We start from the raw sequence: 18,395 nt of genomic DNA, 5'->3' as shown, positions 1-18,395 counted from the left end.
CGAGCGCGCTTACATTCGGGGGGTGGTGTTACAGGCGCTTGAGCGAGCCGAGGACGCGCTCGAGCACCACCTCATCATTGAGGAACGGCTGGCCGAGCAGATCCAGCCACGCGTCAGGCGTGGCCTTGGCGGTCACTGCGGCCGCGGGCAAATTGTCCGTCCCGGGCGAGCGGCGGGGAAGGATCGGCTTCTCCGGCTCTACCCGGGCATCCTGCTCCGGATCGGGCGCCCCGTCGACCCCTGGACCGCCCTCATCTTCGAAGGCCCCCGCCCCGGCACCCGCAGCCGGCCCGGTTTCCAGCATGCTACCCACGCCGTCACCCACCCCGGCCCCCGGCTCCGGAGCGGCCCCGAGAGCAGAATCGATCCGCAGGTCAGCCCCGATCCCGGAAGCCTCGGCAGCGCCGGCATCGACCGCCGCCCCACCCGCGGGCCCCGGCCGGGCAAAGATGTCAGAGTCGACCTCAGGCCACCCGACATCCCAGCTCTCGACAGCCCCGGATGTGGCCGCCGTCGCAGGAAGCCTGTCCCATTTGTCCACCCCGGCCCCCGAAGGCTCCGCGGGCAGGCCAGCCTCCGCGGGCAAGCCAGCCTCCGCGGGCAAGCCAGCCTCCGCGGGCAAGCCAGCCTCCGCGGGCAAGCCGAACTCAGCAGCAGAGCCAGCTTCTGCGGGCGAGCCAGCTTCTGTGAGCGAGCCAGCCTCGGTGGGCGAGCCAGCCTCGGTGGGCGAGCCAGCCTCGGTGGGCGAGCCGAACTCAGCCCGTGAGCCGAATTCAGCCGGGGAATCCGCCTCGGTGCGTGGCACTACCTCAGCATCCAGGAACGGGTCAGGCTCCAGAACCATCCGAGGCCCACCATCGAGGGTCGGCCCGGCATCAAAGGTCGGCCCGGCATCAAACGTCGGCCCGGCATCAAAGGTCGATCCGGCATCGACGCCCGGCCTGGCCTCGGTCGCCGGCCCGGCCTCGATTTCCGGCTCGGCGACCAGTTCCGCGTCCACAATCAGGTCAGGGACCGCGACCGTAGCCTTGGCCACCACCGGCGCCTCGGCAACCACGGCGTCCGGTCCGGTGCCCGCCGCCGAACCAGCCTGTGGTTCCGGTCCGCCGCGCGGTTCCGGCTCAGCGTCCCGCCCGGCGCCCGGCCCGGCACCCAGCCTGGCATCCGGTGCCGGCTCAGCACCTTCCGGCAGCGCGAGCGGCTCGGGCGGTGCGGTATGGGCGGGCGGTGCGGTGTGGGCCGGCGGTGCGACATCGTCCTGAAGCGCCACATCGGCGTGGATCGGCGTTTCGGCCGGGGGTGCCACCGAGGTGGGTGGCGCCGGCTGGGCGGCCGAGGCGGACAGGGCTTTCGGCTCCGCGGGCGGGAGGGCCAGGGTTTCCTGGGCGGCGACGGGGGTTGCCGCCGCGGCAGGGGCGGCGACGGGGGTTGCCGCCGCGGCAGGGGCGGCGACGTGGGTTGCCGCCGCGGCAGGGGTGGCCACGGTTGTTGTCGCCATTGTTCTGGCCGGGACGGTGGCTCGCTGGTCCGGGACCTCCGCGGCCGTGGCGGGGAGCGCCAACGCCGTACGGCGGCCGGTGTATTTGGCGGTCAGCCTCCGGAAATCGTGCCTGGCCATGGCGAGGTTGGCGCCCGCCCGGCGCAGCATGAGGTGGGCGACCCGTTCGCCGCCGTCGTCGCCGGGGACCAGGCGCAGGACGTGGAAGGCCTGCGCGCTGGTCACCAGGACATCGTCGAGGGTGTCGGTGTCGCTCAGGCGGACCAGGTCGGCCGCCGCCCGGCCGACGCCGGCCGCCGCCTGTGCTTCTTGTTCGGTGGGGGTGCGCCCCCACCACGTCAGCGCCGGCCCGTCCGCGGCGATGACCGCCACCGCGTACGCGCCGGGTATCCGCAGCGCCTCGTCCAAGCTCATGAAGCCTCCGCGGTCAGCCGGCGAAGCCGCTTTCCAGCTGCTTCATCACGATGCGCGCCTGCGCGAACACCATGCCCATTTTTGTTTCGCGTCGGCAGACGATCACGGCCACGAAGTCCTGGTTCTGCTGGCTACGCAGGAACAGGTGGACGAGGTTGTCGCTGTTGACCACGATCTCCTGGAAGTAGTGCCGGTCCGTGGTGACTCCACGCCGGGCTTTGAACAGATCCTCGATCATCGTCACGTTGCGCCCCTGGAACAGGTCGAACGTGGCCGCGGCGAGCAGGTCGAGCAGCTCACCGGGGTAGTTGTCGAGGGTGTCGACCGCGAGCATCATGCCGGTCGACATGTCGACCAGGCCCGCTGCCACACAGTCCGGGACGAGCGCGCGGAAGTCGGCCACCGCGGTGGTGACCACCTCCGACATGCTTCGTGTTGCCGACGTCATACCTCGAGGTCGCCCTCGATCTTGCGCAGCTGGTGGCGCGCCAGACCGAGGTTGGCCCGGCTCTTGTTCAGCGCCAGGTACAGGAAGAACGCGTCACCGGAGCGGGAGGACTTGAGCAGGCGGATCAGGTGGTACTGGGTGTCCAGCGTGATGAGGATGTCCTCGATCGAGTCGGACAGGCCGAGCATCTCCATGGTGCGCACCTTGGCGCGGACCACGTCGGTGTTGCCCGCGGCGGCCACGTTCATGTCCATGGTCGGTCCACCGCCCAGGACACCCAGGGTCAGTCCGCTGGTGTAGTCGACCAGCGCGACGCCGATGGCGCCATCGATGGCCATCGCTTCCTTGAGAGAAAGTTCGATGTTTGCCACGTGTCCTCCGATTTGCTCATGGCCCCGGCCCGCGCGCTGTGACCTGCGGTGTTTCGGGCTGGAGCGATCCCGGATCTTGCGACGGCAAGCGTCGCACAGGTCTGCGCCGATCAGCACAGCGCTGCCCGCATACCTCTGGAGATCAACCTGAACATAGGTTAATCGGTCCACCGACCGGGGGATGGACAAACGGCTCAAGCCCAGGGTGCGAATCGACGCAGGCGGGGGCCGGCCGGTGCCACGGCGGGCAAGATCCGGGATGCCCGAGGCCGTGGAGGAGGGCACCGGGAAGGGGTCACAGCCCGTCCCGATGCGTACTGAAGGTAATCATCCCCCGGGCATGCCTGTCAACGCTGAGTAACAAATTTTGGGAAAAGATGCGGGCCGATCACAAAGAGTGAGAACAATTCGGATCAGGCGATATACGCAGCGTGTCCCCGATGATCAGGAGAAGAGCGCACTGACCGATTCGCCGTTATGGATCCGGCGCATCGCCTCGGCCAGCGCCGGGGCCACCGAGAGCACGGTCAGCTTGTCCGTCCGCCCGGCCATCGGAATCGGCACTGTGTTGGTGCACACGATTTCCTCGATGTCCTTCTCCGCGGAGAGCCGCTTGACCGCGTCCGAGGCGAACAAACCGTGCGTGCAGGCCACCCGGATGCTGCGGACGTGCCGCTCCCGCAACCGTTCGAGCAGCTCGAACACCGTGCTGCCCTTGGCGATCTCGTCGTCCAGAATGATCACGTCCCGGTCGGCCACCTCGCCGATCACCGAGCTGATCACGACCTTGTCGTCGGCGTAACGCTGCTTGGCCCCAGCCGCGACCTCGATGTCGAGCATCCGGGCGAACGCCGCCGCCTCCTTGGCGTTGCCGAGGTCCGGGGACACGACGACGGTGTTGCTCAGGTCGTACCCGCGGAAGTGGTGTGCCAGCTCCCGCAACGCGTGCAGATGGTCGACCGGCACGCTGAAGAAGCCGTGCACCTGCGGGGAGTGCAGCGTCATCGCGAGGATCCGGTTCGCGCCGGCGGTCTGCAGCAGGTCGGCGACCAGCCGGCCCCCGATGGAGATCCGCGGGGCATCCTTCTTGTCACTGCGGGCGTACGCGTAGTGCGGCAGCACCACCGTGATCCGCCCGGCCGACGCCCCCCGCGCGGCGTCGAGCATGAAGAGCAGCTCGACGAGGTTCTCCTGGACCGGGGGGACCAGCGGCTGGATGAGGAACACGTCCCGCTCCCGGCAGTTGCCCTGCAACTGCACCTCTATGCAGTCGTTGGCGAACCGCGACGTCTTGGTCGGCAGCAGCGGCACACCGAGGTGCTCGCAGATCTCCGCGGCCAGTTGGGGATGGGCGTTACCGGTGAACACGGCGATGTCACGCACGGGCTCACCCTAGACATACCCGGCCGGACACTTATGGGCGACCTCGTCCTGCTCGACCTTGGACTGCCCAAGCGAGGCCTGCTCCGCTACCTTGTGCCCATGAACGGTCTTGCGGTGGCTTGCCGGCGGGTGGTTCACATCTACCGTGCGGAGGCCGGCGACGTGGTCGCCCTGGCCGGCGTCGACCTGTCGATCGCGCCGGGTGAGACGCTCGCCCTGGTCGGGCCGTCGGGCTCGGGCAAATCCACGTTGATCTCGCTGCTCGCCGGAATGATGCGGCCGTCGGCCGGACGGATCAACATCGGCACGTACGACATGGGCAAGCTCTCCGACGCCGAGGTGTCCCGCCTGCGCGGCACCGAGATCGGGGTGGTGTTGCAGGGAGCGGCGCGCAACCTTCTCCCGTACGCGTCCCTGCATCGCAATATCTGGCTGGCGCAACGCCGTGCTTCCAAGACCCGGGGTATCAAGCTGGACGACCCGGACCGGATCCTCGACCTGGTGGGCCTGCCCGGCGCGGGCCGGGCCCGTCTGTCGGAGCTGACCCCGGGCGGCCGGCAGCGCGCCGCCCTGGCCGTGGGCATCGCCGCCGGCCCGGGCCTGCTCCTGGTCGACGAACCGACGAGCCGGCTGGACACGGCCGGGCGCGACGAGGTGCTCGAGGCGATGGAGACGGTCAACCGGGAACGGCAGACGACCATCGTGGTGGTCACCCACGACAACGAGGTCGGCGCCCGGCTGGGCCGGGCGGTGACGATCCGCGACGGCCGCGTCGGCGCCGAGGGCCGTGACGGCCAGGACTTCGCCGTGGTCGCCGGGGACGGCACCGTCCAGCTGCCGCCCGAGGTCCTCGGCAGCTTCCCGCCGGGCACCCTGTTCACCGTCGACCACGAGAACGGCACGGTCACCCTGGTCCCCGGCGGCACCGACGTAGCAGCGTGAGCGGGAAGGGGTGGCACGGCCCGGCGGTCGCCCCACCCCCGGCTCTCAGGAGTTGTACACGCCGATCTCGGTGAGCGACGGGGTGTAGACCTCCGTGGCGATCTGACCGGTCAGCGCCACCCGCAGCTTCGTGGTGGTGATGCTGCCGAACCCGGTCACGGACCTGTCGTGGCCGATGCCGTCGGTGCCGGTCGCGAACGTGACCCACGCACCGGTCGGGGCGTCCCAGCGCTGGAGCTCGAACGTCCGCACCCGCGGGTTGGACGGGGTAGGTGAACAGCGCGATGCCCTGCGCCTTGGCCTTGTCGCCGAGCGCGAACATGTCGTCCCAGGTGGCCGGGACGGTGAAGCCCTTCTCGGCGAACAGGCCCTTGTTGTAGAACAGCCCGGTCGGCGAGTAGTACATCGGCATGAGGTTGCCCACGATCCCCTCGGTGAGCTTGTCGGCGACGGTCCGGTCCTCGCCGGGGACCTTGGTGGACAGCACCGGGGTGAGGTTCTCCAGCGCCTTGTCCTTGATCAGCGTCTCGGTGAGCGCGGCCTTGCGGCCCTGGCCGAGCACGACGACGTCGGGGAACTTCCCGGCCTTCATGTTCGGGCTGATCTCGTCCTCGATGCTCTTCGAGATCTGCAGGTTCACCTCCACACCGGGGTTCTTCGCCTGGTACGCGGCGATGACCTCGGTGTACATGTCGCGGCCGTAGCCACCCTCGAGCGCCGCGACGTTCAGCGTCGTGCCGGAGTCCGCGTCACCGCCGCTGCCGCCGCAACCGGCGAGGAGTCCGAGCGCCGTGACCGCGGCACCCGCCAGGACGAGTCTTCTTCTCATGCGTCAAAGTCCTTCCGGGGATGGTCCGGTCGCGCCGGTGGATTGTTACGGTGGCATCGATAACATGACAGCGCAAGAGGTGAGACCGAAGAGATATCGGTCCAGCTCAGACAGAGCGCGGCGGCGCGGTCGATGACCGTACGGACAGTGACGCCGGCACTACGGAGGCGCTCGCGCCGTCCGGGTCGAGCAGCAACGCCACGGCGCCCGTACCCGACTGGTAGAAATCCTGGCGCACGGTGGTGAGCGGCGGCGAGCAGTAGGCGGCCAGCTCGATGTCGTCCACGCTCACGATGGACACGTCGCCGGGCACCGACCGGCCGCGCTCCCGCAGCGCGCGGATCACCCCGAACGCCATCTCGTCGCTGGCCGCGAACACCGCGGTGATGTCCGGGATCATCGCGATGATCTGGCCCTGGCGGTAACCGGAGCCGGGTGACCAGTCGCCCTCGAGCGGCGGCGGCGCCTCGATCCCGGCCGCCTCGAGCGTCTCCTGCCAGCCCTCCCGGCGCTGTCTCGCCTCGATCCACTCGTCCGGCCCGGCGACGTGCCAGATCTGGCGGTGCCCCAGGTCGAGCAGGTGCCGGGTGGCGATCCGGCCCGCGTCGCGCTGGTCTATCCCCAGCACCCGGGCCCCGGCCGTCCGTGAGCCGTCGAGCGTGACGGTCGGGATGTCGCGGGTGATGTCCTCCATCTTCTGCGTGACGGAGATCAGCGGGACCGCGATGACGACACCGTCGACACCCTGGTCGGCGAGCTTGGACAGGGCGCGTTCCATCAGGCCGGTGTCGAGCCCGGCGATCGTCGCGATGCTCACCGCGTACCCGGCCTGGCCGGCGGCCGCCTCGACGCCGGCGGTGACCGCGGAGCGCGAGTAGTAGCCACCGGACTGCAGCAGGACCAGGCCGAGCGTGTAACTGCGCCCCGACGAGAGCACCCGGGCGGCGTTGTTCAGCCGGTACCCGAGCTGCTCGACGGCGTCCAGCACGCGCCGTTTCGTCTCCGGGTTCACGTTGGGCGAGTCCCGTAACGCGCGGGAGACGGTCTGCGCCGAAACCCCGGCGGCGCGTGCCACGTCAGCCATGCTCGGCTGCCTCATGGGACGCGCGACGGCCTCGGTCATGGAGTTCCTTTCCGGCGGTTGAGCCGCGAAGCATACCGTCGTTGTTAAGCATGGCATCGATAACATAGGCTCGCGCCGTGATCGATCTGCCCGCAACGGTTCCCGCCACCGCCCTGTCCTGGCGTGACCGCCGCCTCTACCGGCACGGCGTCCCGCACCAGATCCTGTCGGGCTCGCTGCACTACTTCCGCGTGCACCCGGACCTGTGGCGGGACCGGATCCGGCGGTTGACCGACCTGGGCCTCAACACGCTGGACACGTACGTGCCGTGGAACTTCCACCAGCCCCGCGAGGACCGCGCCCCGCGCTTCGACGGCTGGTACGACCTCGAGGAGTTCCTGCGGACCGCGGGCGACGAGGGCCTCGACGTGATCGTGCGGCCCGGCCCGTACATCTGCGCGGAATGGTCGAACGGCGGCCTGCCGAGCTGGCTCACCGGGCGCGACGTCGCGCTGCGCAGCTCCGACCCGGCGTTCACCTCGGCGGTCGGCCGCTGGTTCGACGAGCTCATCCCCCGCGTCGCGGGACTGCAGGCCGGCAGAGGCGGCCCGGTCGTGGCGGTCCAGGTGGAGAACGAGTTCGGCAGCTTCGGCGACGACCACGCGTACGTGCGCTGGAACCACGAGGCGCTCACCGCGCGCGGCATCCGGGAGCTGCTGTTCACCGCCGACGGCCCGACCGACCTGATGCTCGACGGCGGCACGCTGCCCGGCACGCTCACCGCCGCGACACTCGGCTCCAAGCCCGGCGCCGCCCGCCGCCTGCTCGCCGGCCGCCGCCCCGGCGAACCGTTCGTCGTCGCCGAGTTCTGGAACGGCTGGTTCGACCACTGGGGCGAGAAACAACACGTCCGCGGCGTCGACAGCGCGGTCCGCACGCTCAGCGGCATCATCGAGGACGGCGGCAGCGTCAGCATCTACATGGCGCACGGCGGCACCAACTTCGGCCTGTGGGCCGGCGCCAACGAGCAGGAAGGCCGCCTCCAGCCGACCATCACCAGCTACGACTCCGACGCACCCATCGCCGAGGACGGCAGCCTCACCCCCAAATTCCATGCGATGCGTACGGTGCTGGGCGCACCAGCCGCGATCCGGTCCCCCGCCCGGCTGCCGGTGCTGCCCCCCGCCACGGTCCCGCTGGTGCGCCGCTCGGGGCTGCTCGCCGGACTCACCGCCGTGCCCGCACCGGTCACGACGGCACCCCGGCCGGCCACGTTCGAGAAACTGGGACTGGACGCGGGGATGGTGCTGCTCACGGCGTACCCCAGGATCCCGGACGGCGACCACACGCTGACCGTGACCGACGTCCGCGACCGCGCCCTGGTCTTCGCCGACGGCGTGCCCCTCGGCGTCGTGACGCCGGACCAACCCACGCTCACGCTGCGCGGCACCGGTGCCCCGATCCGCCTGGACCTGCTGGTCGAGAACCTGGGCCGGATCAACTACGGCCCGGCGATCGGCGGCCACAAAGGTGTTCTCGGCCCGGTCCTCGTCGACCGCCGCACCGTGCAGGGCTGGCAGAGCCGGCCGATCGCACTGCAGGACTGGGCCCACGAGGAGCTGTCGGCGGCACTCGGCGCGGGCCCGGCCGACACCTCCCCCGGCTTCGCGTCGGCCACCGTGCACGTCGGCGAACCGGCCGACACGTTCCTCGCGCTGCCGGGCTCGGGCCGCGGCATGGTGTGGGTCAACGGTTTCCTGCTCGGCCGCTACTGGTCGATCGGCCCGCAACTCACGCTGTACTGCCCGGCACCGCTGCTGCACGCCGGCGCGAACGAGATCATCGTCCTGGAACTGGCCGAACCCGGAGCGACCCTGGAGCTCCGCGATCAGAGCGAACTCGGCCCGCACGAGGAGTACATCGAGGAATTCGACTGACGGAGAATCACGCCGGCGGTCTCGCTGTGAGCGGGTCGACAACCAGGATCAGCCGGCCGTCATGGTCGCTGTACTGCGTCCAGATGTTCACCCCGGCGTCCCCGAGCACCCGCCCGAATTCCCCCAGCGCCCCCGGCACATCCGCCAGCACGACCTCGATATCCCGCATCCCGTCACGCTAGATCCGAAATACTTCGGCCTCCGCCGAATTGCGGACAGAATGCAGCCTGAATCGCCCCTAGCTTTCGGGGCATGACGATTCTGGTGACCGGTGCGACCGGTCCGATCGGCCGCAACCTGGTCGAGGTTCTGACAACCGAGGGCGTTCGGGTACGCGCGACAAGCCGCAAACCGCAGGAAGCGGCACTGTCCACAGGGGTCGAGGTGGTGCCGACGGACGCGCCCGGGGCCGAGATGTTCGACGGCGTCGACCGGATGTTCGTCTTCCCCTTCGAGAACGGCGTCGACGACCTGATGACGGCCGCGGTCGCCGCGGGGGTACAACGCTTCGTGGTGCTGTCGTCCCTGGCAGCGGCCGGTGAACTCCCCCGGGAGGTCGCCTCGTCCAGCTACCGCCACCACCTGGCCATCGAGCGGTCCGTGACCTCCCGCACGGACAACTGGACGATCCTGCGCCCGGGCACGTTCGCCGGCAACCTGCTGTCGTGGGCGTGGCCCATCAGGTCCGGCGGCCCGGTCCGAGCCCCGTACATCCAGTCGGCGCAGCCCCCCATCCACGAGGCGGACATCGCCGACGCCGCGGCGGTGACCCTCACCCAGGACGGTCACCGGGCCCGCATCTACCCACTGACCGGCCCGCAGTCCCTCACCCGCATCGAGCAGGTCGCTGCGATCAGCGCCGCGATCGGCCGCGAGATCGAGCTGCAGGAGATCACCCCGGACGAGTTCCGGGCCGAAACGGCCCGCTACATCCCCGAGGACATCATCAGCATGCTGCTCGCCTACTGGTCAGAAACGGTCACCACCCCCGACCCGGTCCGCCCCGGCTTCGCCGCCCTGACCGGCCACCCCGGCCGCACCCTGCACCAGTGGGCCCAGGACCACCGCACCGCTTTCACCGCCGCCTGACCCACCCCGGGAAGCGGGTGGCGCTACGAACCAGGCCGCCCGTGCCGGCATCCCCAGTTGGAGCGGCCCGCGCCGGTCAGGGTGCCACGACAATGGTGGGGGTGATCGTGATGGTGGAGCGCAGGGAGTTGGCTATGTAGCACTCCTCGTGGCCCTGCTCGACCAGATCGTGGATGAAGGCTTCGTCGGTGCCCTGGGCCACGTGGATGGTGGGGCGCAGTTCGATCAGCTCGATGGAGGCCTTGCGGAGATCCTCGCTGAGGTATCCCGTCGCGTCGTCGGTGTAACGGGTCACCGTCACGTGTTTGCGGGCGGCCAGTGCCAGGAAGGACAGCATCTGGCAGGAGCTGGCCGCGAGCACGACGAGCTGTTCCGGGTTGAGCAACGATCCGTCGCCGCGGAAGTGGGGGTCGGCGCTGAGCCGCAACGACGCCTGGGCCGGTGGGGCGGTCGCGGTGTGCTCCCGGGGGTAGACCCGGTAGCCGTCCCCGGTCGAGCCGTCCCATTCCAGGCGGGCATGATGCGCGAGTTTCTCCACGGTCCCACCGTAGTTCAGCGGACCTGCACCGCCGCGCCCTCGGCGAGGTGGAGTTCGTGGTCGCAGAGGGCGGCCGCCTCCGGGTCGTGGGTGGCGAAGACGACCGCCGCTCCCCGGGTGGCCTCGGCCCGGAGCAGGTCGATCACGCGCTGGCGGTTGGCCGCGTCGAGTTCGCTGGTCACCTCGTCGGCGAGCAGGATGTCGCCGTGCAGGGCGAGGCCCCGGGCGATGGCCGTGCGTTGCTGCTGGCCGCCGGACAGTTCCTCGATCAGCTGGCCGCCCTGGGTGGCCAGGCCGACCTTCTCCAGTGCCTCGGTGGTGCCGCGGCGGGCTTCCGGAGGTGTGCGGCCGGTCGCGATCATCGCCACGGTGATGTTCTCCTCGGCGGTGAGGATGGCGGCGAGACCGTTGTCCTGGGGGATGAGCACGACGCCGAGGGTGACGCCGTGGTCGCGGTCGCGCAGGTCGCCGCCGTCGACCAGGATCCGGCCGGCCGCCGGGCGCAGCAGCCCGGCCATCGCCGCCAGCAGGGTGGTCTTGCCCGCTCCGGACGTGCCGGTGATCGCGAGCAGTTCGCCCGGGCGGGCCTCGACGGTGACGTCGTTCAGCACCGGGACCCCGTCGCGGTAGGCGAGGTCCGCGGCTTCGACCGTCAGCGTTCTCATCGGTTGTCCTTTCCGGGGTTGCGGCTGGTCAGCAGGGAAACGCCGACCAGGACCACCAGCACCGCCGCGGCGACGAGGGCGATCACCCCGGGGCGGGGCCAGAGCGGCAGCGGCAGCGGGGGCGGGTCCAGGCCGGCCAGCGGCAGGGTCCAGCCGGTCAGGGCGTAACCCGCGAGACCGGTGCCGGTTCCGGCCAGGACGGACAGCGCCACCAGCATCGGGTACGCCCAGAGCGCCGCCTGCCCCGCCGAGCGCCGGTCGAGGCCCTGGTCGCGCAGGGCGGTCAGGTCCTCCGCACGGCGGCCGCTGTCGACGGCGGCGGACAGCACCAGCGCCCCGGCGGCCAGCGCGATCGCCAGGCAGCCGGCCAGCACGTAGAACCACAGGGCCAGTCCCGCGCCCTGCTTGTCGAGCTGGTCGTGGACCTGGCCGGCGCGGATGTCGCCGGTGACGACCAGGCCCTGGGCGGCGACCCGGTCGAGCACGTCGGCCGGGGCGGCGTCGGAGAGCCAGATCTCCGGGTTGCTGGCCGGGGACGACTGGGTGGCCAGCCGGTCGGCGTACTCCAGGTCGATCAGGGAGGCCCGGATCCCGAGCCGGGGCACCGCCGGCAGTTCCGCCACCAGGGTCGCGTCGGTCGCTCGGCCGTCGAGGCCGGTGAACGAGGTCCGGTTCGGGCCGGCGGCGACGACCGGGAGCGGCGACGGGGAGTCGACCGGCTGGAGCCAGGCACCGGTGTCGCCGAGCCCGTTCGGGGCCCGGAGGTCGATGCCGAGACCGTCGCGTTCCGCGGCGAGCGTGCCGAAACGGGGCAGCCGCCAGCGGGCCGGGTCGGCGAGCTGCTCGGCCGGTACGGCGTCGACCCGGGGGTTGATGCTGCCCAACCGGGTAACCACCACGTGGCCCTGAACGTCGATGTTGTTGGAGATCGAGGTGAACTGGAAGCCGTCGACGCGGCACGTGTCGGCGCAGATCGGCACGCGTTGCGCGTACGAGGAGGATCCGTAACCGACCTCGCCCAGCGAGACCCGGACCGATCCGCGGCCGGTGACCGACGTGAGCGCGACCGTCAGGAACAACGGGGCGGTGGTGCGGGTGCCACTGGCCCGGGTCTCGACACTGAGGTCCCGCCCGGTGATCAGGATCGGGTCGGGGGCCGGCGGCCGCAGCGCGGTGGCCACCTCCTGGGCGGTCGGGCCGGCTCCGGCGGGCCAGATCGCGACCTCGGCCAGCCGGGTGCTGTCGACCGCCAGGCCGGGGTTCTCACCGGTGGCGTTGCCCGGGGTGCGGGTGACCGCCATCGCGAACCGGCCCTCGGGGTCGACCGCGCGGGTGGCCGCCAGCAGCTGTCCGGGGGTGGACGACTCGACCTCGAGGACCCGGGCGGCTCCGGTGCCGAGCCCGGCGGCGACCGCCCGGTCCTGGGTGCCCGAATCGACCGCGCAGGCCGCGTACGTCGCCACGCCCACCGCGCCGACCAGCAGCGCGCAGAGCCCGGCGGCCCCGGGGCGGCGCGACAGGCGCAGGCCGGCCAGCGCGGGCCCGAGGTGCCCGCGCCGCAGGGCCGCCGCGGAAAGCCGGGTCACCACCGGCAGCACCGCGCGCGCGACGACGAGCGCGACCGCGAAGACGATCAGCGCCGGGGCGAACAGGCCGGCGCCGGCCGGGTCGCCGGAGGCGCTCAGTTGCAGGCCGGTGACGACGGCCAGCAGCACCGCCGCGATCTCCAGGACCGGAGGGCGGCGGCGGGTCCCCGGCACCCGGCGCAGCAGACCGGCGACCGGGGCGAAGAGTTCGCGGCGCTGGGCGAGCAGCGCGGCCAGCAGGGCGGCCAGGGCGGCGAACGGCGCGTAACGCAGCGAGTCGAAGCCGGCCGCGGCGCCGACGCCGGGGAACAGCACCGCCGCCATCGTGTTGACCAGCAGCTGACCGGTCAGGCAGCCGACGATCGCACCGGCCAGGATCGCGAGCAGGTTCTCGCCGGTGGCCAGCAGCCAGCGTTCCCACCAGCGCACGCCGCGCAGCGCGACCACCGCCAGCTCCGGACGCCGGGCCTCCGCTCCATAACCGGCGGCCAGGAAGATGACAAAACAGGAGAGCACCACCAGCGGTACGGCGATGACGGGCACGATGAGCCGGGCGGCCGCGCGGCCCGAGTCGACCCGGGCGAACAGGTTCGGCAGCTCGGTACGGACGGTGACGGAGGTGCCGAGCTTGACGGTGAGCGCCTTCAGCTCGGCGAGCGAGGTGCGGACCGCCTCGAGGTTGTCGACGTCCAGCGCGTTCGGGCCGGCGGTGCTGTCCACCGACTTCAGGGTGCTGCCGTGGTCCATCCCGGTGAGCGTCGCGTACGCGACGAAGACCGGTTCACCGGGCCGGTCACCGGGGTCGGCGGCGAAGTAGCCGTGCGTCCCCCAGTACCGCGCCGACGGGTCGGGCACGGTGTAGGTCCCGGCGACGGTGAGCGACCGCTGCTCCCCGTCGGCGAAGTAGACCGGGGTCGACGGGTTCGGGCTGAACTTGGCGTACGACAGGGTGATCCGGTCCCCCGCGGCCACCTTCAGCCGCTTCGCGGTCAGCTCGCCGAGCACCACCTCACCGACGCTCACCGCGCACCGCCCGGTGACCATCGTCAGGTGCGGGCAGAAGTCCTGGCGGTACACCAGGCGGGTGCGGTAGTGGTCGTCCGGCTCGATGCCCACGGTCGGGAACTCCGCCGAATAGACGTCGGTGAAGCCGGGCAGAGCGAGCAGGGCCGGGCCGATCGAGGTGAAGCTGAGGTTGTCCGCACCACCGGAACCCGCGCTGACGCGGTCGTCCTCGGTCTTGATCAGGGAGACCGAGCGTTCCCCGGTGGTGGCGCTCGCGGCCTGCCCGGCGGCCACCGCCCGGTCGGCGGAGCGCAGGTACGCGGGGGCGGCCACCGCGGCGGTGACCGCAAGCAGGGCGAGCAGCGCGAGGGCCGCCGCCTGACCGCGGCGGCGCCACACCATGGCGAGGACGAGCCCGATCATCGGCGGTCTCCCCGCAGTTCGCGTCCGAGGCGGCGCAGCGGGAGCCGGGCCGCGAGGGTGAGCAGGAGCACGGCGACGAGACCGGCGGCGGCCGCCGCGACCGGACTCAGCGGCACCGGTGGCGGTATGTCGGCCCAGGCGTCGGTGAAGGCGGTGGTGACCCGGCCGGCGACCGGATCGGCCACCTCGGCCGCGACCAGCCCGGCGAGCACGGCGGTGAGCACGAGGGCGGTGCCGGCCGCGTACCCGATGGTCCGGGCCGTCCGTGCGCTCAGGCCCTGGACCCGCAGCGCGCGGAGCTGGTCGAGGTGCGGCCCGCGGTCGGCGGCCGTGGCGACCGCGACGGCGGCGGCCGCCAGCAGCACCCCGACGAGCGCCGCGAGCAGTGCGAACGCGTCACCCTGGGCGGTGCCCTGCTCGCCGAGGCGGTCGGCGTGCTGGGCCACCGTCTCGTCACGCACGACACTGAGCCCGGCCTGTTCCAGCGCGGGCACCACCGAGGCGGGTGCGTCCTTCGTGAGCCACACCTGCAGAACACCCCCGGGATCGCTGTCCGCGGCCATCCGGCGCGCGGTGTCGAGGTCGGTGAGCAGTCCGGAGCGCCCGAGCACGGGCAGCACCGGGGCCATCCCCACCGCGCGTACCGGGATCGCGGACGGCCCGGCGGCGAACAGCAACGGGTCGCCGAACTGCCAGGCGGTCGGCGCCTCCCCGGCCAGCACGACGGGCAGCGGCAGGGTGGCGTCCACGGCGTACACCCGGGTGCCGACGGTCGACGAGCCGGCGCCGGGGCGGTCCATCCTCAGTTCCAGGGCGCCGGACCGGGCCTGCACCTGCACGGCGGCACCGACGAAGTCGGTGCGCCACCGGCGGACGTCGCCGAGCGCCGCGGCGTCCAGCACCGGGCGGTCCGGGCCGAGCTGGTCGAGTGCCCGCACGGTCACCCGGGCCCCGAGCGGCGGGGCGGTCGCGGCCCGCGGTGACGTGGGCACCGCGCCGAGATCCCAGCCCACCACCCGGCACCCGGCGGTGTCCCCGGAGCAGCCGGTCACCGCGGCGGTGAGGGCGTGCTCGCCGCGGGGCAGCGGTCCCAGCACCGCGGTGGTGTTGTGGCCCGTCCCCTCGTTCTGCAGCAGCACCGTGACCAGGACCGGGTCGGGGCCGTCGTTGCGGGCGCGCAGGGCCAGCCGGTCACCGTCGACCCGCACCGGCCCGGGCAGCGGGGCGGACACCGCGTCGTGCAGCGGCGCCGGATCGCCGTACTCGGGACGCCAGTGCGCGACCGTGGCGAGCCGGGCACTGTCCACCGCGAGCAGCGGCGGTACGACGTCGAGTCTGGCCACCACCGCCATCGCCGAGCGGCCGTCCGGGTCGGCGGCCCGGACCGCGTTCATCAGCGCGGTCCGGTTCGCGGCCTCGACGGTCAGCACCCGGTCGGCGCCGAGCTCCACCTCACTGCGCTCGATCCGGGCGGTACGGCCCGCCCACCACGTGCCGCCCGCGGTGGCCAGGATCGCGACCGCGACGGTGACCAGGGCGAAGACCCGGTCGGTGCCGGGCTGGCGGGAGATCCGGGTGGCGGTCAGTCCGAGGCGCAGCCGCCCGGTGCGCAGTGCGGCCCCCCCGGCCCGGTCGGCGACCCGGCCCAGGAGCCGGGCCAGCAGCAGCGCCACCGCGAGCGCGACCAGGGCGGGTGCCACGAGCGCGAGACCACGGCCAGGGTCTCCGGCACGGGCCTGATAGATCGCCGCCACCGCGACGGCCAGCAGGACCAGGTCGAGCAGGTCCGCACGCCAGGTACGCCGGCCCGGGGACACCCGGCGCAGCAGGGCCGCGACCGGCAGCCGCAGCACCGCGATCTCGACCGCGACGAGGACCAGCAGCCCCACTACCAGGACAGCGGCCACCGCCACCGCGCAGTACACCGTGGTCAGGACCCGGTCGTCACCGGACCGGACCGGACCGGCCAGCCACCACCCGGTGAGCATCCCGAGCGGCGTACCGGCCACCGCGCCGGCCAGCACCGGCACCAGGTGCTGGCCGAACGCCAGAGCGAGCATCCGGCGCCGGGTGCTACCGCGCAACTTCATCAGGGCGGCGTCCCCGCGCCGGTCCCGGCCGGTGTAGCGGCCGGCCAGCCCCATCGCGAACCAGCTCAGCACCAGCACCTGCCCGAGCGCGACCAGCACGCCGTCCCGGACCAGCGCCCGGTCGGCGGCGACGGTCTCCAGCAGCCTGCCGGTCGGGTCCACCAGCCGCAGATCGGCGTCGTCGAACACGTCGGCGGCCGATTGCAGCGCGCCGGCCAGGTCGTACCCGCCGTCACCGCGGATCAGCGCTTCGGGCACCTCGACGTCGTACGTCAGGGTCGGCTCGATGAACTGCGGATCGGCGAACGTGGCGACGGTGGTGAACGCGGGGTCGAGCCCGGTGCCCGCCTGGAACAGGTTGTTGCTCCAGTAGGCGCCGGCCGGATCGGTGAACGTGTACAACCCGACGATCCGCATCGGGATCGGGTCGCTGAGCTCGTGGGAGCCCAGGCCGAGCGTCGACCCGAGGCCGGCGCCCAGCACCTGGGACGCCTCCTGGCTGATCAGGATCTCGCCGGCGCGCGCCGGGCACTGCCCGGTCAGCGCGAGGTGGTCGCAGAGCCCGTCGCGGGCGCCGAGCGCGAGCGGGACGACTCGGGAGCCGGTGAGCACGTTCTCGGCGATGCTCATGCCGAGGACCGGGGACAGGTCCGGCACCGGCAGCAGCCGCCGCACCTCGGTCGCGAACGCGTCGAGGGCCCGCTGCGGTTCGCCCGAGGTGGTGGTGGGCTGCCGGACGGAGACCACCCGCTGCGCGGCCGGGGCGTGTTCCACATCGGAGGCCGCGGCCCGGGACGCGGCGGCCACGGCGTACCAGGGACCGGCGACCGCCACGGCGGCCGCGAGGGCGGTCAGCACGAGAACCGTCAGTGCCTGACCCGCCCGGGCCCGGATCGCGCCGAGCACCAACCCGAGCATGCTGCCTCCCCCGCCGGTCGAAGATCCCCGCGCAGGGTACGCGAGATCACAACCAACCGCGCCGCTTCAGGTAGAGATACAGCCCGCCGCCGGTGACCACGATCAGAAACGTGCTGGCCACGAAGCCGGAAACCTTCTCGTAACCCCAGTACGGGACGTTCTGCCCGAACCACCCGGTGAGCGCGGTCGGCACGGCGATGATCGCGGCCCACGCGGCGAGTTTGCGGGTGGTGTCGTTGAGCGCGTTGCTCTGCTCGTTGAGGTCGGCGTCGAGCAGCCCGTTGATCCGGTCCCGGGCACCGTCGAGCGTCTCGGTGGCCCGGCGGGCGTGGTCGTCCACGTCCCGGTAGTACGGCTTGAGCCGGTCGTCGACCATGCCGTCCTCGAGCCGGAGCAGGTCGGCGATCAGGCCGGGCATCGGCGACACCGAGCGGCGCAGGTGGGCCAGGGCCTTGCGCAGGCCGAAGCCGTACATCCGGACGCCGCGCGGGGCGCCGCCCTCCTCCAGGATCTCGTCCTCGGTCTTGTCCATCGCCTCGTCCAGCGCCCGGGCGGCGGTGAACTGGCCGTCGACCACGACGTCGAGCAGGCCGTACGCGAGGAACGCGACCCCGCCGTGCTTCGCCAGCTCCGGATCGGCGTCCCAGCGCCTCAGCACCGGGGCAAAATCGACGTCGGTCTTGCGTACGGTGATCAGCGCCCGGTCCGTGATGAACGAGCTGATCTCCGCCTTGTCCATCCGCGGCGACGGGCCGTCGGTGGTGACGTGCGCGGCGTACACATTCATGAAGAGATGGCCGGAATACCGGTCGAGCTTGGGCCGCTGGTGGTCGTGCACCGCGTCCTCGACGGCCAGCGGGTGCAGCCCGAACATGGGCGCGATCGCCTGCAGGTCCTCCATCTCGGGGTCGAGCAGGTCCAGCCAGAGCACCGCGTCGTGGTGCTCATCGAGCAGTCCGGGGATCCGGTCGGTGCCGAATCCCTCCGCCACCACCACGCCGTCCTGGTAGAGGCGGGTGGTGGTGGAGCACTTCAGCTGCGACGTCACGTCCCGGATCTTATGCCTCAGCTGTGCGAGACGCTCAGGCTGTAGAACCAGACCGACAGGGTGAAGTTGCCGCCCGGGGAGACGGCGGGAGCGAGCGCGGCGGCGGTCGTGGGCACCGCCAGCACGACCGAGCTGACTGTCAATCCCC

At 72.0% G+C, this 18,395-nt stretch carries 16 protein-coding genes; 3 read left to right on the top strand and 13 right to left on the bottom strand.

Annotation, left to right across the window (positions count from 1 at the left end):
• Positions 1–28: 28 nt before the first annotated feature.
• The 4 genes from ACIA6A_RS30350 to ACIA6A_RS30335 all read right to left on the bottom strand — a co-directional run bounded on the left by ACIA6A_RS30350 (position 29) and on the right by ACIA6A_RS30335 (position 4,114).
• Complete coding sequence (locus tag ACIA6A_RS30350; RefSeq protein WP_396101357.1) at positions 29–1,912, bottom strand: hypothetical protein; 1,884 nt, start codon at positions 1,910–1,912, stop codon at positions 29–31.
• A 13-nt stretch (positions 1,913–1,925) separates the two neighbouring features.
• Entirely contained in the window at positions 1,926–2,339 is a 414-nt protein-coding gene (locus ACIA6A_RS30345; protein WP_396101356.1) for a hypothetical protein, read from the bottom strand.
• A 17-nt stretch (positions 2,340–2,356) separates the two neighbouring features.
• Positions 2,357–2,698, bottom strand: coding sequence for a hypothetical protein (locus ACIA6A_RS30340; RefSeq protein WP_396101527.1), 342 nt, complete (start codon positions 2,696–2,698; stop codon positions 2,357–2,359).
• A gap of 477 nt (positions 2,699–3,175) precedes the next feature.
• Positions 3,176–4,114 carry a ribose-phosphate diphosphokinase gene (locus tag ACIA6A_RS30335; RefSeq protein WP_396101354.1) on the bottom strand — a complete coding sequence of 313 codons (939 nt, stop codon included), beginning with the start codon at positions 4,112–4,114 and terminating at the stop codon, positions 3,176–3,178.
• A gap of 99 nt (positions 4,115–4,213) precedes the next feature.
• Between ACIA6A_RS30335 and ACIA6A_RS30330 the strand changes: the two genes are divergently transcribed.
• Entirely contained in the window at positions 4,214–5,056 is an 843-nt protein-coding gene (locus ACIA6A_RS30330; RefSeq protein ID WP_396101353.1) for an ABC transporter ATP-binding protein, read from the top strand.
• Here ACIA6A_RS30330 and ACIA6A_RS30325 read toward each other — a convergent pair.
• Both ACIA6A_RS30325 and ACIA6A_RS30320 read right to left on the bottom strand, forming a co-directional pair.
• Positions 5,019–5,885, bottom strand: coding sequence for an extracellular solute-binding protein (locus ACIA6A_RS30325; RefSeq protein WP_396101352.1), 867 nt, complete (start codon positions 5,883–5,885; stop codon positions 5,019–5,021). The two genes, ACIA6A_RS30330 and ACIA6A_RS30325, sit on opposite strands and share 38 nt — an antisense overlap.
• A 106-nt stretch (positions 5,886–5,991) precedes the next feature.
• Positions 5,992–6,969, bottom strand: coding sequence for a LacI family DNA-binding transcriptional regulator (locus ACIA6A_RS30320; RefSeq protein ID WP_396101351.1), 978 nt, complete (start codon positions 6,967–6,969; stop codon positions 5,992–5,994).
• Positions 6,970–7,085: 116 nt separating this feature from the next.
• Between ACIA6A_RS30320 and ACIA6A_RS30315 the strand changes: the two genes are divergently transcribed.
• Positions 7,086–8,885, top strand: coding sequence for a beta-galactosidase family protein (locus ACIA6A_RS30315; RefSeq protein WP_396101350.1), 1,800 nt, complete (start codon positions 7,086–7,088; stop codon positions 8,883–8,885).
• 7 nt (positions 8,886–8,892) lie between these two features.
• Here the strand turns inward: ACIA6A_RS30315 and ACIA6A_RS30310 are convergent, their stop codons facing one another.
• Positions 8,893–9,054: a hypothetical protein gene (locus ACIA6A_RS30310; RefSeq protein WP_396101349.1), complete on the bottom strand. Its 162-nt coding sequence runs from the start codon at positions 9,052–9,054 to the stop codon at positions 8,893–8,895.
• Positions 9,055–9,137: 83 nt separating this feature from the next.
• Here ACIA6A_RS30310 and ACIA6A_RS30305 point away from each other — a divergent pair, with 83 nt between their 5' ends.
• Positions 9,138–9,974, top strand: a complete 837-nt coding sequence (locus ACIA6A_RS30305) for an NAD(P)H-binding protein (RefSeq protein ID WP_396101348.1) — start codon at positions 9,138–9,140, stop codon at positions 9,972–9,974.
• 76 nt (positions 9,975–10,050) lie between these two features.
• Here ACIA6A_RS30305 and ACIA6A_RS30300 read toward each other — a convergent pair whose 3' ends face one another.
• From ACIA6A_RS30300 to ACIA6A_RS30275, 6 genes are read right to left on the bottom strand one after another with little or no spacing between them, the layout of a single operon-like run.
• A complete protein-coding gene (locus tag ACIA6A_RS30300; RefSeq protein WP_396101347.1) occupies positions 10,051–10,512 on the bottom strand; it encodes an OsmC family protein in 462 nt (153 codons plus the stop codon).
• 14 nt (positions 10,513–10,526) lie between these two features.
• The gene (locus ACIA6A_RS30295; RefSeq protein WP_396101346.1) at positions 10,527–11,177 is read right to left on the bottom strand and encodes an ABC transporter ATP-binding protein; all 651 of its coding nucleotides are present in this window, start codon (positions 11,175–11,177) and stop codon (positions 10,527–10,529) included.
• Positions 11,174–14,191, bottom strand: a complete 3,018-nt coding sequence (locus ACIA6A_RS30290) for a hypothetical protein (RefSeq protein ID WP_396101345.1) — start codon at positions 14,189–14,191, stop codon at positions 11,174–11,176. The genes ACIA6A_RS30295 and ACIA6A_RS30290 overlap by 4 nt, the downstream gene beginning before the upstream one ends.
• A complete protein-coding gene (locus ACIA6A_RS30285) occupies positions 14,188–17,199 on the bottom strand; it encodes an FtsX-like permease family protein (RefSeq protein WP_396101344.1) in 3,012 nt (1,003 codons plus the stop codon). The genes ACIA6A_RS30290 and ACIA6A_RS30285 overlap by 4 nt, the downstream gene beginning before the upstream one ends.
• Positions 17,200–17,245: 46 nt before the next feature.
• Positions 17,246–18,247: a magnesium transporter CorA family protein gene (locus ACIA6A_RS30280; protein ID WP_396101343.1), complete on the bottom strand. Its 1,002-nt coding sequence runs from the start codon at positions 18,245–18,247 to the stop codon at positions 17,246–17,248.
• Positions 18,248–18,264: 17 nt separating this feature from the next.
• Positions 18,265–18,390, bottom strand: coding sequence for a hypothetical protein (locus ACIA6A_RS30275; protein ID WP_396101342.1), 126 nt, complete (start codon positions 18,388–18,390; stop codon positions 18,265–18,267).
• Positions 18,391–18,395: the final 5 nt, after the last annotated feature.

The sequence above is a fragment of the Actinoplanes sp. NPDC051494 genome (assembly GCF_044454705.1).
GTDB lineage: Bacteria > Actinomycetota > Actinomycetes > Mycobacteriales > Micromonosporaceae > Actinoplanes.
This window is presented reverse-complemented; position numbering and strand designations above follow the sequence as displayed.

Excerpts from the sequence above, each read along its gene's own strand:
- ACIA6A_RS30350 (WP_396101357.1), bottom strand. The coding sequence starts at position 1,912 with ATGAGCTTGGACGAGGCGCTGCGGATACCCGGCGCGTACGCGGTGGCG.
- ACIA6A_RS30345 (WP_396101356.1), bottom strand. The coding sequence starts at position 2,339 with ATGTCGGAGGTGGTCACCACCGCGGTGGCCGACTTCCGCGCGCTCGTC.
- ACIA6A_RS30340 (WP_396101527.1), bottom strand. The coding sequence starts at position 2,698 with ATGGCCATCGATGGCGCCATCGGCGTCGCGCTGGTCGACTACACCAGC.
- ACIA6A_RS30330 (WP_396101353.1), top strand. The coding sequence starts at position 4,214 with ATGAACGGTCTTGCGGTGGCTTGCCGGCGGGTGGTTCACATCTACCGT.
- ACIA6A_RS30325 (WP_396101352.1), bottom strand. The coding sequence starts at position 5,885 with ATGAGAAGAAGACTCGTCCTGGCGGGTGCCGCGGTCACGGCGCTCGGA.
- ACIA6A_RS30320 (WP_396101351.1), bottom strand. The coding sequence starts at position 6,969 with ATGGCTGACGTGGCACGCGCCGCCGGGGTTTCGGCGCAGACCGTCTCC.
- ACIA6A_RS30310 (WP_396101349.1), bottom strand. The coding sequence starts at position 9,054 with ATGCGGGATATCGAGGTCGTGCTGGCGGATGTGCCGGGGGCGCTGGGG.
- ACIA6A_RS30305 (WP_396101348.1), top strand. The coding sequence starts at position 9,138 with ATGACGATTCTGGTGACCGGTGCGACCGGTCCGATCGGCCGCAACCTG.
- ACIA6A_RS30295 (WP_396101346.1), bottom strand. The coding sequence starts at position 11,177 with ATGAGAACGCTGACGGTCGAAGCCGCGGACCTCGCCTACCGCGACGGG.
- ACIA6A_RS30290 (WP_396101345.1), bottom strand. The coding sequence starts at position 14,191 with ATGATCGGGCTCGTCCTCGCCATGGTGTGGCGCCGCCGCGGTCAGGCG.
- ACIA6A_RS30285 (WP_396101344.1), bottom strand. The coding sequence starts at position 17,199 with ATGCTCGGGTTGGTGCTCGGCGCGATCCGGGCCCGGGCGGGTCAGGCA.